General features: G+C 63.7%; 13 protein-coding genes. 8 read left to right on the top strand and 5 right to left on the bottom strand.

The genetic code is table 11. The annotated features are described in order from the left end of the window. Positions 1-6 precede the first annotated feature (6 nt). Together AC19YY_RS19080 and AC19YY_RS19075 are read right to left on the bottom strand one after the other, a co-directional pair. Entirely contained in the window at positions 7-438 is a 432-nt protein-coding gene (locus AC19YY_RS19080; protein ID WP_169955287.1) for a hypothetical protein, read from the bottom strand. A 10-nt stretch (positions 439-448) separates the two neighbouring features. Then, complete coding sequence (locus tag AC19YY_RS19075) at positions 449-1636, bottom strand: NnrS family protein (protein WP_170041582.1); 1188 nt, start codon at positions 1634-1636, stop codon at positions 449-451. Positions 1637-2149: 513 nt separating this feature from the next. Here AC19YY_RS19075 and AC19YY_RS19070 point away from each other — a divergent pair. Next, on the top strand, positions 2150-2851 hold the full coding sequence (locus tag AC19YY_RS19070; RefSeq protein WP_170041583.1) for a Crp/Fnr family transcriptional regulator: 702 nt from the start codon (positions 2150-2152) through the stop codon (positions 2849-2851). Beyond that, positions 2848-3048: a protein DnrP gene (locus AC19YY_RS19065; protein WP_500604660.1), complete on the top strand. Its 201-nt coding sequence runs from the start codon at positions 2848-2850 to the stop codon at positions 3046-3048. Before AC19YY_RS19070 ends, AC19YY_RS19065 begins: the two co-directional genes overlap by 4 nt. Here the strand turns inward: AC19YY_RS19065 and AC19YY_RS19060 are convergent. The 3 genes from AC19YY_RS19060 to AC19YY_RS19050 form a co-directional block, all read right to left on the bottom strand. Continuing rightward, on the bottom strand, positions 3042-4883 hold the full coding sequence (locus AC19YY_RS19060) for a nitric oxide reductase activation protein NorD (RefSeq protein WP_500604659.1): 1842 nt from the start codon (positions 4881-4883) through the stop codon (positions 3042-3044). The genes AC19YY_RS19065 and AC19YY_RS19060 overlap by 7 nt on opposite strands. Before the next feature lie 72 nt (positions 4884-4955). Then, positions 4956-6377 carry a cbb3-type cytochrome c oxidase subunit I gene (locus AC19YY_RS19055; RefSeq protein WP_432755636.1) on the bottom strand — a complete coding sequence of 474 codons (1422 nt, stop codon included), beginning with the start codon at positions 6375-6377 and terminating at the stop codon, positions 4956-4958. Between the two features lie 3 nt (positions 6378-6380). After that, complete coding sequence (locus tag AC19YY_RS19050; RefSeq protein WP_154842703.1) at positions 6381-6821, bottom strand: c-type cytochrome; 441 nt, start codon at positions 6819-6821, stop codon at positions 6381-6383. 421 nt (positions 6822-7242) lie between these two features. Between AC19YY_RS19050 and AC19YY_RS19045 the strand changes: the two genes are divergently transcribed. The 6 genes from AC19YY_RS19045 to AC19YY_RS19020 all read left to right on the top strand — a co-directional run bounded on the left by AC19YY_RS19045 (position 7243) and on the right by AC19YY_RS19020 (position 16627). After that, positions 7243-8394, top strand: coding sequence for an LLM class flavin-dependent oxidoreductase (locus AC19YY_RS19045; RefSeq protein WP_172314832.1), 1152 nt, complete (start codon positions 7243-7245; stop codon positions 8392-8394). 19 nt (positions 8395-8413) lie between these two features. Beyond that, a complete protein-coding gene (locus AC19YY_RS19040; protein ID WP_172314834.1) occupies positions 8414-9445 on the top strand; it encodes an ABC transporter substrate-binding protein in 1032 nt (343 codons plus the stop codon). Positions 9446-9498: 53 nt separating this feature from the next. Beyond that, on the top strand, positions 9499-10557 hold the full coding sequence (locus tag AC19YY_RS19035) for an ABC transporter substrate-binding protein (RefSeq protein ID WP_169955294.1): 1059 nt from the start codon (positions 9499-9501) through the stop codon (positions 10555-10557). 250 nt (positions 10558-10807) lie between these two features. Then, on the top strand, positions 10808-13045 hold the full coding sequence (locus tag AC19YY_RS19030) for a TonB-dependent receptor (RefSeq protein ID WP_492634561.1): 2238 nt from the start codon (positions 10808-10810) through the stop codon (positions 13043-13045). 152 nt (positions 13046-13197) lie between these two features. Further along, a complete protein-coding gene (locus AC19YY_RS19025) occupies positions 13198-15660 on the top strand; it encodes a TonB-dependent receptor plug domain-containing protein (protein ID WP_172314838.1) in 2463 nt (820 codons plus the stop codon). A gap of 205 nt (positions 15661-15865) precedes the next feature. Then, a complete protein-coding gene (locus AC19YY_RS19020) occupies positions 15866-16627 on the top strand; it encodes an ABC transporter permease (protein WP_169955297.1) in 762 nt (253 codons plus the stop codon). The last annotated feature ends 2 nt before the right edge of the window (positions 16628-16629 follow it).

Here is a 16629-nt window from a genome sequence, read left to right as displayed (position 1 = left end):
CAGGACTCAGCGCAGCATCAGCTTGGCCAGGATCACGATCAGCACCATATGCCCAAGGATGCTGCGGCGGATCCACACCGCCCGCAGCGGGCTCAGGCGTTTTTGCGTCAGCCAGTACGCGAGCAACAGGTAATGCCCGATGATGCTCAGCGCCAACACGATCTTCAGGCTCAACATCGCCGAAAACTGGCTGGCCCAGGGCGCGCCCAGCACGCCGCGGTAGTGCCAGGCCAGGCCGATGCCCGCGCCGTACAACAGCACCACCACGCCATGCAGCACCTGCCGCGAACGCCGGGCAATCGCCTGGTCGCTGGTGAACTGCGCCGACCACGCCAGCTCGTCACGGGCGCGGTGCCAGATAACCACCTCAAAGAACAGCGTGCCGATAAAGGCGATGGCCGCCAGCAGATGCACGATCAATAACCACGAATAGAGCATTCCCGTTCTCCTAGCCCGGATGGCCGTCAACCCGCGCACGCCACAGCATTGGGGCATAGCGCCATAGATACACACCCAGGCCCAGGGTCCAGCACAGGCCTGCCAGCCACAGCGCGGCATACGGCCAGATCAGCACCAGCAGCACCCGGCTCAGGCAGGCCAGGTTCAATAGGCTGAAGGCCAGGGTCATGCCCTTGGGTGGCGTCAGTGGGCGGCCGGTATGGCCCAGGCTGACCCGCGCGATCATCGCCAGGATCAACCCGCCCATCGCCCCCACCGTCAGCGCATGCACCGCCAGGCTCGGGTTCAGCGGCACGCCGAAATGCCACAGCGCCATGCCCAGGCAAGCCACGGCCAGCCAGGCATAGGCCAGGTGCAGCGACCACAGCAGCGGCACGCGCCACAGGCCTGGGTCGTGCCAGCGCACCAGGCGCAGCAGATGACCGAGCCCCAGCAGGGCAAACACCAGGCCAACCCAAAGGCTGGGCATCAGCGCCACACCGCTGGCATACAGCAGCGCCACCAACGCCGAGCCTGCCAACAGCAGGTAATCCAGCCACGGCCAGGGCTTCACTGCTTCAGTGCGCCCCAGGCCGCGCTGGGTGAAGAACGGAATCACCCGCCCGCCGATCAAGCCCATCATCGCCGCCACCAGCCACAACCCGGTCAACACCGCCTGGCGCTGCCAGCCTTCGTCACCGCGCAGCAGGCCATACAGGGACAGGCCATCGGCCAGGGTCAACAGCAGCAGCACCAGCACAATCGGGTAGTTGCGTTGTTGCCGCACTTTCCACAGGGTCCAGCCCATCAGCCCGGCGACCGCCAGGGGAAAGCTCAGTTCCAGCACAGCCAACAACGGCCATGGCAGGTTGAACAGCCACGCCAGGCGTGCGCCCAGCCATAACCCGGCCAGCACCGCGAGGGGCGCGCCACTGATGCCGGGGCGGCCGGTCCAGGTCTGCACCGCCGTCAGCAGGAACCCGCCGATGATTGCCAGGGCGAAACCGAACAGCAGTTCATGTCGATGCCACGCCAGCCAGCCACCCGCCGGTTGCCAGCCCGCATCGCCGGCCAGGGCCAGTAGCCACAAGGGAATCGCCAGCAGCGCCAACAGGCAGCCACCGAGGAAAAATGGCCGGAAAGCCAGGCGAAACAACGGGGTTATCGACATGGCCTTGCGTCGATCCAGCACGTGCATACCACCACTCCTCAAGTCATTGCCGGCCCGATCATCCGGGATTGCCCGCCCCTGGCCCTTGTCGCAGATCAAGCAGGGCTCCTGGGCGGCGCACTATCCTTGGGGCCGTCGCGCAATCAGTGTTGCAAAGGCCGGGCCGAATTCCCCAGTGCGCCGCCCTACACCTGTAGGAGCTGGCTTGCCTGCGATGCAAACACCTCGGTCTGGTGGGTACACCGCAGCGATGCCATCGCTGGCAAGCCAGCTCCTACAGGGGGTTAGCGTTGCCTAGGAGGGTTTAAATGACCATTAGAGGGTTAAAAAGACCCAGAAAGGCAGGGTCATTCTGACCATGCGGGCGCTACAGCCCAGGTTTTACACGGCCCGTGCCTTGGCCCAGCTCTTGCTCTAGCCGGTTATCCCTTATTACTGCCCCCACGGAGTCCCCATGAAAAAAGTCATCCAGCCCCTGGCCTGGTTCGTGATTCTCGGTTCGATGATGGCGGCGGCCAGTGGCCTGTCGTTGTGGCTTGTATGATCAGCGACACGCCGAGGGTCCTGCACCGCGTGCATCATCAGATCCTGCGCAGCCATCACCTGTTCGAGCCGCTCAACGAAGAGCAGATGGACGAGCTGATGGCCAGCAGTCAGTTGCTCAGTGTCGACAAGGGCGAGCCGCTGTTCCGCCAGGGCGAACCGGCCGATGGCTTTTACTTTGTGATTGCCGGCGCGGTGAAGATCTACCGCCTGACCCCGGACGGCCAGGAAAAGGTCTTTGAAGTGATCGGCGAGCGGCAGACCTTCGCCGAGGCGATGATGCTGATGGACACGCCCAACTACGTGGCCTGCGCCGAGGCGGTGTGCCCCACGCAGTTGTATCGCCTGTCCAACGCCACCTATATGCGCCTGCTCCACAGCAACAGCCGCCTGACCTTCGCCCTGCTGGGCAAGTTGTGTGTGCGCCTGCACCAGCGGGTCAACGAGATCGAGACCCTGTCCCTGAAAAACGCCACCCACCGCGTGGTGCGCTATCTGCTGACGCAACTGGTGCGCCTGCACAGCGTCGACAGTTCGTTCGAACTGCCCATGGCCAAGCAGTTGATCGCCGGGCACTTGTCGATCCAGCCGGAGACGTTCTCGCGGATCATTCGCCGGCTGATCGATGAAAAAATCATCACCCAGGACGGTCGGCAGATCGCCATTCTTGATCGCCTGCGCCTGGAGCAATTTGAATGAGCGCAGCGCGAGTCTGCCTGTATTGCCAGCATGCCAACCCGCCACCCCGCGCGGCCTGCGAACGCTGCGCCATGCCCCTGCCCGCCTCCACCGCCAGCCTTGAGGCGCGGCGGCTCAAGCGCTTCCAATGGTTCTGCCTGGGGCTGGCGGTGTTCTGCATCACGATGTTCTTCTGGCTGCCCCGGGACTTTTACTGATCTTCGGTCAACTGCCGGTAGAGCTGCGGCAAGCGCAGCGGCAGTTGTTCCGGCTGGCGGATCAGGGTGTAACCGTGGGCACCGAACATGTACGGCAGGTACTCCCCGGCCTGTTTATCGATCGTGATGCAGAACGGCACCAGGCCCTGGCGCCGCGCTTCTAGCACGGCCTGGCGGGTGTCCTCCACGCCGTAGCGGCCCTCGTACAGGTCCAGGTCATTGGGCTTGCCATCGGTCACAATCAGCAGCAGTTTGCGCCGTTGTTTACAGGCGCCCAGGGTCTGGGTGGCCTGGCGGATGGCGGCGCCCATGCGTGTGTAATAACCCGGTTTCAGGCCCTGGATGCAGCCTCGGGTGTGGTCGTCGTAGGGTTGCTGGAATGACTTGAGCTGTTGCAGGCGCACCTGCTGGCGACGCAAGGACGAAAAGCCATACAAGGCAAACGCATCGCCCAGGCCTGCCAGGCTTTCGCCAAACAGCAGTAGGCTGTCGCGGATCACGTCGATGACCTTTTGCGTATCGTTCAAATGGGCGTCGGTGGACATCGACAAATCGGCCAGCAGCAAACAGGCCAAGTCGCGCCGGGTGCGGCGCTGCTCCTTGAACAGGCCACGCTCGGCGCATGCGCCGTGCTGGCGCTCGACATAAAAATCCAGCCACGCCTGCAGGTCCAGTTCCGCGCCCTGGGGCTGTTGGCGCAACCATTGGCGGTCGGTGCGCAGTTGCTGGAACTGGCGGCGCAAACGCGCGGCCTGGGGCAGCAGGCGAGCCGGCAGCGGCTGGGGCGCGCTGTCGCGGGGTTGCAGCAGTTGCAGGTTGACGAAGTTGGCTTGCAGGCGCTGCTGACGGTAGTCCCACTCCGGCAGCTTGATGCCTGCGCCCAGGGGGATGTCATCGACATCGGCCGGCGGCAAATCCAGGTGCAGCTTGAGCCCGCCGCTCTTGCGCACGCGCTGGCGTGACAGGCTCAACTGGTCGAGGTCTTCGGCGACCCGCGCGGCATCTTCGTCTTCGGAGTCGTCGGCCCAGCGGTCCAGATCGACGTGCTCGGTCCAACTGAACAGGTTTTCCAGGCGCACCACCAACAGGCCACCGTCGCGGCTGTTGTCGTCGACCCGGTTGGCCTGCTTGGGCGCGCCCTGTTGTTCGCCAGGCCGCGTCGTCAGGTCGTCGCCCTCGTCGTCCTGATCTGCGGCCTGTGGGCTGTGCAGGTGCAAGGGTGGATACAGCCACAGCGGCAACGGCCAGGCGGCGCGCTCGCTGCGGGGTAGCTGGCGCACGCTGCCGGGTTCACGCAGGGCCTTGCGCAAGGCCTTTTCCACGGCGGCTTCGGCGGGGTTGAGGGTAGCGGGATCGGGGCGCAATTGCAGGTGGGCGTCCACCAGGCGCTGATAGCTGGGGAGCATGGCCGGGTAACGCTGCAACAGCAGCCAGGTCCAGCGCTGGTTATCCCGGGCCCAGTGGGTCATCGGCCCGGCATGGGCGGCCAGCAGCGCCAGCCAGCGGTACAGCTCCAGGTTCAGGGCCACCGAGGGAAACACCGCCAGGCTTGCCGGCAGGCGCAGGCGATGGCCGTCGCACGAGGCCAGGGGCGCCTGCCGGCAGGTGCCGGCGATGCGCATCAACAGGTTGCGGCGCAGCAGCAGGTCGCGCTCGCTGGCGGCTTCCACGGCTATCCCATGGGCACCGCCCAGGGCGCGGAACAACAGGGCCAGGCTGCGCTGGCGGTCGACCAGATCGACCCGCGCCTCGGGGAAGTCGGCACTGGCGCGACGGGTGATAAAGCGGTGCCAGACACTGCCGACCCACTCTTCCAACTCAAGGGTAAAGGCCATGTGAAGTGCTCCAGACGTAAAACGGCCCGCAGTACCTGCCGGGCCGCCCTCTTGGGGATTAACGTTGACCGCTCAAGCGGTCACGGGGGTGGCAGAGTCCAAGCCTTTGCCCCGCTGCCGGAAGCTCCACAGGTAGCAGAGCAGGCCCAGCAGGAACACCACGCCACTGGCCAGCCGTGCCCAGAACAGCACCGTCAGGTGGTCCATGGTGGCCATGAACGGCAGCGCCACACCGTCCACTTGCCAGCGTTGCAACCAGACCTGCACGGCACCGGCAGCGGTGAGGAACAGGGTGATCATCACCATCGACAGGACCATCATCCAGAAGCCCCAGATCTCCAGGGTCTGGGAGCGTGCATCCGGTGCTTCACCGATACCGCGCAGGCGGGGCATGGCGTAGCTGATCAAGGTCATGACGATCATGGCGTAGGCGCCGAAGAACGCCAGGTGGCCGTGGGCGGCAGTCAATTGGGTGCCGTGGGTGTAGAAGTTGACCGGTGCCAGGGTGTGCAGGAAACCCCAGACCCCGGCGCCGAAGAACGCGGTGACCGTGGTGCCCTTGGCCCACAACGTGGCCGCCCGGTTCGGGTGCTGGCGCCGACGCTGTTTGACCATGGTGAAGGCGAACATCACCATCGCCAGGAACGGCAGCGGCTCCAGGGCCGAGAAGATCGAGCCGACCCACAACCACACCTCGGGCGCGCCGATCCAGAAGAAGTGGTGACCGGTGCCGATGATCCCGGTGATCAGGGCCATGGCGATGATCACGTACAGCCATTTTTCCACGACCTCGCGGTCGACGCCGGTGACCTTGATCAGCACAAAGGCGAGCATCGAACCCATGATCAGCTCCCACACGCCTTCAACCCAAAGATGCACCACCCACCACCAGTAGAACTTGTCCCGCGCCAGGTTGCCGGGGTTGTAGAACGAGAACAGGAAGAACACCGCCAGGCCGATCAGCCCGGTCATCATCACCATGCTCACCGTGGTCTTGCGGCCCTTGAGCAGGGTCATGCCGATGTTGTAGAGAAAGCCCAGGCACACGACCACGATGCCCATCTTGGTGATGGTCGGCTGCTCCAGGAACTCCCGGCCCATGGTTGGCAGCAACTCGTTGTGGGTCAGCTTGGCCAGGGCCGCATAGGGCACCAGCAAGTAGCCGAGGATGGTCAGCACGCCGGCGGCGGCGAACACCCAGAACAGCAGGATTGCCAGCTTGGGGCTGTGCAACTCGCGGTCGGCCTCTTCCGGCACCAGGTAATAGGCGGCGCCCATGAAGCCGAACAGCAGCCAGACGATCAGCAGGTTGGTGTGGACCATGCGGGCCACGTTGAAGGGGATCAACGGGAACAGAAAGTCGCCGACCACGTATTGCAGGCCCATGATCAAACCGAACAGCACCTGGCCCAGGAACAGGATCAGGGCGAATACAAAGTAGGGTTTGGCCACGGCCTGGGATTGGAATTTCAGATATGGATTGACGGTACGCATCCCTTAGCCCTCCTTGTTTGGCGGCCAGCCATTGGTGTTGATCTTCGAGCTCCATTTGAGGAACTCGGCCATATCGTCCACCTCCTGGTCGCTGAGGTTGAATTGCGGCATCGCACGCCGGCCGGGAACGCCCAAGGGTTGCATCTTCATCCAGGCGTGCAGGAATGGCTTGAACGCTTCCTCGCCGCCGCGGCGGTTGAACACATTGCCCAACTCCGGCGCAAAGTACGCACCCTCGCCCAGCAGGGTGTGGCAGCCGACGCAGTTGTTGCGCTCCCAGACGCCCTTGCCGCGTACCACCGATTCGGTGAGTTGGTCCTGGTTACTGCGCGAGGGAAAGGTTTGTTCGGTGTGGTAGGTCAGGGCCAGGAATATCAGGAAGAAGAACACGCTTCCTCCGAAGTAGATATTCCTGGCCATGCCCTTGGTGAAGGTCTCTGACATGGTCGCTTCCTCATTGCTTGGCAGGGGCCATGATAGAAAGCTGGGGGGTAAAAGCTGCTTGATGGCGATCAAGAAATGCCGATGGTTTTGGTCGGGTATTGATTGTCGAGACGTGCGCGCCCCTGTAGGAGCCGGCTTGCCGGCGATGGCGGCGATGGCGGCGATGGCGGCGGCCCAGTCAATACCTGTGTCGACTGATACACCGCCATCGCTGGCAAGCCAGCGCCGACAAAAGTTTTGTGCTGCCCGCTGAACAGCCACTGCTGCTCAGGTGTTGCTACAGACGCAATCCCCACATCGCTCCTGCCCCCCATCCGCAGGCATCCCCCCGCCCGCAGGGGCCGCAGCCGCCATGGCATGGCCGTTGCACTCGCTGCTGCAACAGGTCCTCGCACCTTGCATGACTGAATCAGGAGCACCCATGAGCACTGAATTTTTCTGGCGCCTGCCGCTGGGCACCGATGGTCCGCAGTTGACCACTGACAAACACAACCGGGGCAATGCGCAATACCGCCCCGGCCATATCGCCCCGGGGCGCTTGCCCAATGGCGAGCCGGACGGTTTCACCTACATCGACTACATCGCCCAGGTGGCCAAGGCCGCCGAGTTGGCCGGCTTCGAAGGGGCATTGCTGCCCACCGGGCCCGAGCCATGGATCGTCGCGGCCGCGCTGGCCCGGGAAACCCGGCGTATCAAGTTCCTGATTGCCTTCCAGGCCACCTGGACCCTGCCCGCCTACGCCGCGCAGCAAGCAGCGATCCTGCAGAACCTGAGCCGGGGCCGCCTGGACTGGAACATCATCACCGGTGGCAACCCGGCCAGTCAGCGGGCCAATGGGGATTTCCTCGAACACGACCTGCGCTACAAACGTACCGGGGAGTTCCTCGACATCATCCAGGGCCTGTGGGAGCAGGAAAAGTTCTCCTATGACGGTGATATCTACCAGTTGGAAAACGGCGCCCTGCCCCCTGGCCTGCACCATGAGCGCAAACCGGGGGTGTACTTTTCCGGGTTCTCCGATGCCGCTCTGGACGTGGCCGCCAGGCATGCCGATGTGTACCTCAATTGGGCCGAGCCCATCGACAAGCTCAAGCCGCATATCGAGCGGGTGCGTGAGTTGGCCGACAAACAGGGGCGCAGCGTGCGCTTCGGCCTGCGGGTCGACCTGTTTGCCCGGGAGACCGAAGAGCTGGCCTGGAAAGACCTGCGCCGCCAGTTCGACAAACTCGAAGGCCAGGGCAGCGCGCTCGCCAAAGGTTTCACCAACGGTTCGGATTCGGTGGGTGCGGCGCGCCAGACGGCCTATCACCAGAATGTCGACCGCTTCGACGACCTGATCATCGGCCCCAACCTCTGGGCCGGGTTTGCCAAGGCCAAGCCGGGGCCCACCGTGGGCCTGGTGGGCAGTCACGAGAACATTGCCGAGCGCCTGGTGGAGTACCGCGACGCCGGGTTCTCGACCTTTATCCTCGCCGGCAACCCGCACCTGGAAGAGGCCCTGCGCATTGGCCAGGAAGTCTTGCCGCTGGTGCATCGACAGGCCGCCACCCAACCTTTGCGCGCCAGCGCCTGACTGCTGCGGGAGACCCTGAATGAGCCAACACCTCGATACCCTCTGGTACACCCGCTGCCCGGTGCCCACCGGGCTGGGGATTGCCGTGCAAAAAGGCTGGCTGCAAGAGACCGTCGGCGCCCTGGGCGCCGAGGTGCAGTCGCTGCGCGAGTCCAATGACCAGGCCGTGCGCGAGTCGCACTTTGATCACAGCTTGCGCAACTCGGTGCGCCATGGCGGCAATATCCCGGCGATCTGGGCCCGTGCCCAGGGCCGCGAGACCCGGGTGATCGGCTTGTCCTGGGCCGATGAAGTGCAATTGATCCTGACCCGCCGGGGCAGCGGCATCCAAACGGTCAAGGACCTCAAGGGCCGCACTTTCGGCCTGCCCGACTGGTCCGGCGCGCAGATCGATTTCACCCGCGCCCAGGCCTTGCGCGGCCTGGAAAATGCCCTGTCGCTGGAAGGCTTGCAGGTCGGCGATGTGAAGCTGGTGAACTTCCGGTATGGCGGCACCTTCAGCGACAGCCCGGTGCGCAACATCGCCGGCACGCAGGTCTCTGCACCGCTGGCCGAACGCAACCTGGAGTTGATCGGCCTGCTGCGCGGCGAGGTGGATGCGATCTTCCTCAAGGGCGCCAGCGCCGCCCAGCACGCCCATGACTTTGGCCTGCACACGGTGATCGACACCGGTTCGCACCCGGACCCGCTGATCCGCAGCAACAACGGCACGCCGCGCACCCTGGCGGTGGACCTGAACCTGTTGGACAACCATCTGGATGTGGCCACCGGTATCCTCGATTCGGTATTGCGCGCCGAGCAATGGGCCCACACCCACCCGCAAGAAACACGGCGCTACCTGGCCCGGGAAACCAACAGCAGCGAATACTGGGTCACCGCCGCCTATGGCGAGGATGCCCACCTGCGGCTGCATACGGCCCTGGATGAACAGGCGATTGCCGCGCTGCAGGACTTTGTGCAGTTCCTGCACCGCTGGCGCTTTATCCCCAACAGCTTTGATGTGCGCGCCTGGATCGATGCGCGGCCCCTCAACCACCTGACATCGTTGTAGGAGCCCGGCTTGCCGGGTTCCTACAGGGCATAGGGATTTGAACGAAGACCTTTATGAGCAAACCACTCGATACTCTCTGGTACACCCACAGCCCGGTGCCCACCGGGCTTGGCATTGCGGTGCAGTCCGGGCGACTGGCCGAAGCCTTCCAGCCATTTGGCACCAATATCCAATCCCTGCGCGAGTCCACCGAGCGCGAAGTACGCGAAGCCCACTACGACCATCACCTGAAGAACTCGGTGCGCCACGGCGGCAATATCCCGGCCATCTGGGCCTATTCCAGCGGGGTCCAGACCCGTGTGCTCGGGCTGTCGTGGAGCGATGAGGTGCAGTTGATCCTGACCACCGCCGAAAGCGGCGTGAGAAGCGTGCGCGACTTGAAAAACCGGCGCTTCGGCCTGCCCAAGTGGGCCAACGTGCAGATCGACTTCACCCGCGCCCAGGCCCTGCGCGGCCTGGAAAACGCGCTCAAGCTCGAAGGCCTGAACGTGGCGGATGTGGAGTTGGTGGACTATCCCTACGGCGGCACCTACAGCGACAACCAGACCCAGTACGTGTACGGCACCCCGGCCAGCCTCGGGGTGAGCCGCTTCAGCCGGCGCAACAACGAGCTGATCGGCCTGCTGCGCGGCGATATCGATGCGATTTTCCTCAAGGGCGCCCACGCCGTACACCTGGCCAATGAGTTCGGCTTGCATGTGGTGGTCGATACCGGCTCCCACCCGGACCCGTTGATCCGCAGCAACAACGGCACGCCGCGTACGCTGACGGTAGATACCCACCTGCTGCACGAGCATTTCGATGCCAGCGTGAAGATTGTCGATACGGTATTGCGCACCGAGCAATGGGCCTGGGCCAATCCCGACGAGACCCGGCGCTTTCTCGCCCAGGAGCTGAACACCAGCGAGTACTGGGTGACGGCGGCCTATGGCGAGGATGCCCATCGGCGGCTGCGCACCACCCTGGACTCCCGCTCGATCGAGGCCTTGCAGGACTTCACCGATTTCCTGCATCGCTGGCACTTCATCCCACGGCATTTCGATGTGCGCGACTGGATCGACTTCAGCGTGCTGGAAAAAGTCATCGGCTCCACCTCCCGCGTCGCAGTCTGACCCCCTCACAACCTGTAGGAGCCGGCTTGCCGGCTCCTACAGTGTTGGCCACGCAGCACTTTCTGTGCTGCTCCAGCAGCACTGGCCACGCAGTTTTTGCTGGATCCTCGACAGCCCGGATTCGCCGCGTTTAATCACGTCCAAACAAAAACTTTTTATCCTTAAATATCAATAACATAAATACACGTATCGGGATTGGCACGATCTCTGCTCTAGCCCCTTCAAGGACACTTTTCCGGGGGAGATTTACATGCACAAACTTAATCCAATCACCAAGGGCCTGTGGCTCGCATTGCTGTTCACTGGCAGCGATCACGTGCTGGCAGCCGACACTGAAAACGAGCCGGCACTCAAGACCGTCACCGTCACCGCGCAACACCGGGAGCAGACCTTGCAAGAGGTGCCGGTGGCCGTGTCGGCGGTCCAGGGCACCAGCATCGTGGCCGACGGCGTGCGCTCGATGGGCGACATCACCACTTTCATTCCCAACGCCTCGGCGAAGAACCCCGACGGCGACGGCCGCCCACGCTGGTACATCCGCGGCCTGGGCACCGGCGACACCGGGGCGGCCACGGTGTACCCAGTGGGCATTTATGCCGATGACGTTTACCTCAACGCACCGATTGCCGGCGGCGGCCCGCTGTTTGACCTGGAGCGCATCGAGATCCTGCGCGGGCCCCAGGGCACCCTGTATGGCAAGAACACCACGGCGGGCGCGGTGAATATCATTTCGAAAAAACCCGCGTTCGACACTGACGGTTTCGGCACCATCGGCTTTGGCAGCAAGAATGAAAGGATCCTCAGCGGCGCCCTTGGCGGCGCGCTGGTGGACGAAAAACTCGCCGCGCGGATCTCGCTGTACTCCGAGGAGCGCGACGGCTTCCAGAAAAACCTGGTGGACGATCACACCTACGGCGACGTCAACAAAAAGGCCGTGCGCCTGCAGTTCCTTGCCCAGCTCAACCCGGACCTGGACGCGCTGCTGAAGATCCACAGCCGCGAGTTCAAGGGCGACGGTTCCAACGGGGCACTGACCCTGGGCCGCTACTACAACGTCGGCTACCAGCGCCCCGAAGGCCGTAATATCGCGCTCAACGTCAAGGACGATTCCAAGCTCAACCATGACGGCACGTCCCTGACCCTCAATTGGCACCTGGGCGACTACACCCTCACCTCCATCAGCGCCTATGACTACATTCGCGGCCAGTCCAGCAGCGATGCCGACTACACGCCTTATGAGGTCAACGGCACGTCCACCAGCGATAACAAATACACCCAGTATTCCCAGGAAATCCGCCTGGCCTCGCCGCAGCAGGAAACCTTGCGCTGGCTGGCCGGTGCGCACTACTTCCACGAAGACCTGGACAGCAGCGGCGGACGTTTCATTGCCCCCGGCCCGACGCCCAATGGCACCGGTTCCAACCAGATCAATGGCGCGACCGACCTGCGGGATCTCAATTACGACCACAAGACCAACAGCTACGCGCTGTTTGGCAACCTGACCTACGACTTCACCGACAACTTCACCGTGACCGGCGGCCTGCGCTGGACCCAGGAAAAGAAAGACATCGACCTGAACCTCACCCAACTGACCCGCAATACCGCCAACGGCCCGCTGGTGCCCCTGGCCGGCAGCGGCACCAATGGCAGCCGCCAGGAGAACAAGACCTGGGAAGCCTGGACCTACGATGTCACGCCCGAATACCGGATCAATGACAACGTACGAGTGTTCTTTCGCTATGCCCACGGCTTCCGTTCCGGTGGTTTCAACACCGGGCTGTCCACCAGCCTGGCGCAGTTGACCACGGTGGACCCGGAACAACTCGACGCCTATGAGTTCGGGGTCAAGTCCGAGTGGTTCAACCGCCGCCTGACCGCCAACGCGAACATTTTCTACTACGACTATTCGGATATTCAGGTCAACCTGCTGACAGTCAACAACGGCGTGCTGACCACGGCCCTGACCAATGGCGCCAAAGGCAAGGTCAAGGGCGCCGAGCTGGAACTGGAAGGCCAGCCCACCGACTCCCTGCACCTGCGGGCGGCGGTGTCGTTCCTCGATACCGAATACACCGACTTCAAGAACACCAACCCCAACACCGGCGCGGTCACCGGTGACTACAGCGGCAACAGCTTTGTGCGCTCGCCGCGCAATGTGGTGTCGGTGGGTGGCGACTACACCATCGCGCTGCAGATCGGCGGCAAGTTGGTGGCCGGGGCCGACGCCAGTTTCCGCGACAAGGAATACTTCCTCGCCGACCGCCAGAGCAGCGCCGACAAGACCCTCAGCCAACCCCACTACACCCTGGTCAATAGCCGCCTGAGCTGGTACAGCGCCGATGAAAAACTCAGCGTCACCGGCTTCGTCAACAACCTCACTGACCGCCGCTACCAGGTGCATGGCCGGCCAAACGGTGGACTGGGGCAGTACGTGATCACCTACGGCGACCCACGCACCGTGGGCGTGAGCGTGACCAGCCGTTTCTAAGCCCAAGCCCCTCTCCCAAACAACACAGACCCACTGTAGGAGCCAGGCTTGCCTGCGATAGCGTCCTTGAGCTCGCCATCGCAGGCTTGCCGGGCTCCTACAGGTGATCTGCATTGTTTGGAGGGCCAGCCTTGTTTGAAAGGAATACGTTTATGTTCCAGCACACTCCACTGGCCGGCGCCATCGCGCTGGTCCTGGGCAGCCTTGCCGTGCCCGCCATTGCCGCACCAATCCAACCCACGGCCAAGACCGACCACCTCGACACCGTGGTGGTACTGGGCACCCGCCGCAGCGACCTGACCGCCCTGCAAAGCGCCGCGCCGGTGGATGTGCTGTCCGGCGAGCAACTGCAAGAGACCGGCGCCAGCGACCTGTCTGGCGCGCTGACCGCCCTGTCGCCGTCGTTCAATTTCCCGCAGTCACCCCAGGGTGCCTTCGCCGGCTCTATCGCCCAAGGCGCATCGCTGCGCGGCCTGGCGTCGGACCAGGTGCTGGTGCTGGTCAACGGCAAGCGCCGCCACAGCAGCGCCAATATCACCCGCCAAAGCCTGGTCAATGGCCGGGGCGCAGCGGCGGTGGATTTGAGCCTGATCCCCCTGAGTGCGATCCAGCGCGTGGAGATCCTGCGTGACGGCGCGGCGGCGCAATACGGCTCGGATGCCATCGCCGGGGTGATCAATATCGTGCTCAAGGAAAACGACGACGGCGGCAACGTCGGCTACCGTTTTGGCGGCTATGACAAGGGCGATGGTATCCAGCGCAAACTCAGCGGCTGGAAAGGCTTCAGCCTGCCCAACGACGGTTTCCTGACCCTGAGCTTCGACGCCGGCAGCCAGGATCCGGCCAGCGACACCAACCCCGACAACCGGATCTTCTACCAAGGCTCCACCAGCATCAACACGCCCCGGGAACAGAACAACCGCTACCGCACCTGGCGCTGGGGCTCGGGCAATGTCTCCGACCAGTACAACTTCGTGGCCAACAGTGAGATCGGCGTCGGCGACGGCCTGACCGCCTATGGGTTTGCCACCTACGCCCACAAGAACACCGACGCCGAAGGTTTCTTCGACCCGCCGACCACCCTGCGCAGCAACTACGGCAGTACCGCGTTGCAGCGTTACCCCGACGGGCGCCTGCCGGTGACGCGCTACAGCCTGCAGGACTATGCGGTGACCGGCGGCCTGCGCTACGAGCACGAGCAACTGGGCAAGTTCGACCTGGCGCTGAACCACGGTAACAACACGCTCGAATCCACCGATCGCAATGCGATCAACCCCAGTTGGGGCACCAACAGCCCGTCGAATATTTACACCGGCCAGCGCGAAAACGAGCAGACCAACCTGACCCTGGACTGGGTGCGCGACTTCCCCACCGACCTGCTGTTCAAGCCGCTGACGCTGTCCGCCGGCCTGGCCTGGCGCAAGGAGAACTACCAACTGAGTGCCGGTGATGCGGCGGGCTGGCAGAACGGGCCGCTGTTCAACACGGTCGACCCGATCACCGGGCGCCGCATCCCTGGGTATTACTCGGGCATCACCCAGGTCGATGCCGCGTCCCTGGAGCGCAAGGTGCTGGGCGCCTATATCGATGTCGAAGGTCAGGTCACCGAGAAATTCCAGGCCGGGGTGGCGGTGCGTACCGAGCACTATTCGGACTTCGGCGACACCACCAACGGCAAGCTGTCGCTGCGCTACGACTTCACCCCACAGATCGCCGCGCGCGCCACCGCCAGCACCGGCTACCGCGCGCCGTCGCTGGTGCAGAGCGGCATGTCGTCGTTCAGCGTGCAGGTGGTGGAACAGCCGCCCGGCAGCGGCAACTATGTGGAAGTGCAGCAACGCACCCTGCGTGCCGACAGCCAGGAAGCGCGGTTGCTGGGCGGCAAGGCACTCAAGCCCGAGGAGTCCACCAACTACTCCCTGGGCCTGGTATGGCGCCCGCTGGACAACGCCTCGGTGACGGTGGATGCGTACCGGATCAATATCGACAACCGCATCACCCTCTCCGACCAACTGCCGTCTGCGGTGGTCACGCCGATTTTTGCCGGCACGCCCTACGCCAATATCCAGAGCGCGGCGTTCTACACCAACGTCGCCGATACGCGCACCGATGGCATCGAGCTGACCGGCAACTATCAGTGGAACCTGCAGCAATGGGGGCGCCTGAACCTGAGCAGCGGCTTTGCGAAGAACCGCACCACAATCACGGCGTTGCGCGACGTGGGCAATATCAAGGGGTCGCAGATTGTCGGGCGCAACACCCAGGGCCTGATCGAAGAAGGCACGCCAGAAACCAAACTGACCCTGAGCGCCAACTGGCTGTATGAGAACTGGGGCCTGACGGTTGCCCAACGCCGCTATGGCCAATGGATCAGCCGCAATGCCACCAACCCCAGCCTGGACCAGACCTACAGCCCGCAGTGGGTCACGGACGTGGACCTGTCGTACACCTTCGACAAGGGCCTGAAGGTCTCGGTAGGCGCGATCAACCTGTTCGACAGCCACCCGGACAAGGCCGATGGCGCGCAGTTGTACGGCGTGCCGATCTACTCGATCACCAGCCCAGAAGGTGCCCAGGGCGCGTTCTACTACACCAGCGTGAGTTACGACTTCTAGACGCGACTGCTGAACGGGTGTTGCCACAGCAGCACCCAACCACCATTTCCCCCTGTCGGAGCCGGCTTGCCGGCGATTGCGGCCTCATGCCCTGCGCATGGCAGAAGGGCGCCATCGCCGGCAAGCCGGGCTCCTAAAGGGTTTACGGGTTTATGGCACATGTCTTGCGATGGTGGCTGGGTACTTCGCTGAAATAAGACCTGCCATGCGCCTGAATCACTTACTGAACCCTCTTACCTGGCTGATCTCCCCCCTGGCCTTGCTGGCGGTGTGGGCATGGGTCGCGCACCTGGGGCTGTTCCCGCGCAACCTGCTGGTGCCGCCCGCGCAGGTGCTGCAGACCTTTGCCGATCTGCTGGCCAGCGGCGAGTTGCAGGAACACCTGGGCAACAGCCTGTCACGGCTGGGCATTGGCTTTGCTATCGGCTCGCTGTGTGGCCTGGGCTTTGGCGTGTTGATGGCTTTGTCGAAAACCGTCGAGGCTTATTGCGGGCCGCTGTTCCATACCCTGCGCCAGATCCCCAGCATCGCCTTGATTCCGATGTTCGTGCTGCTGTTTGGCATCGATGAAACCTTCAAGATCATCATCGTGGCCAAGACCGCGTTTTTCCCGGTGGCCCTGGCGGCCGGCGAAGGGGTCAAGGGCATCCCGCGCAGCTACTTCGAGGTCGCCGACGTGTACCGCCTGCGCTGGCCGAGCTTTGTGCGCCTGGTGGCCCTGCCCGCCGCCGCGCCGCCGATCATCACCGGCTTTCGCATCAGCCTGACCCGCGCCTGGGTGGTGCTAGTGGCCACCGAGTTGCTGGCGGCCGATAGCGGCCTGGGGCAGATGATCGAGATGGCCCGGCAGATGCTGCGCATCGACATTGTGATGGTCGGGGTGGTGGTCACCGGCGTGATCGGCTTTGCCATCGACTACCTGTTGCGCCATATCGAACAGCGCCTGTTTCGCTGGCAGACGCGCTAGGA

This window comes from Pseudomonas sp. MF09156 (assembly GCF_059862305.1).
The sequence above is the reverse complement of the archived record's forward strand: the minus strand, read 5'-3'. Positions and strand labels throughout refer to the sequence as shown.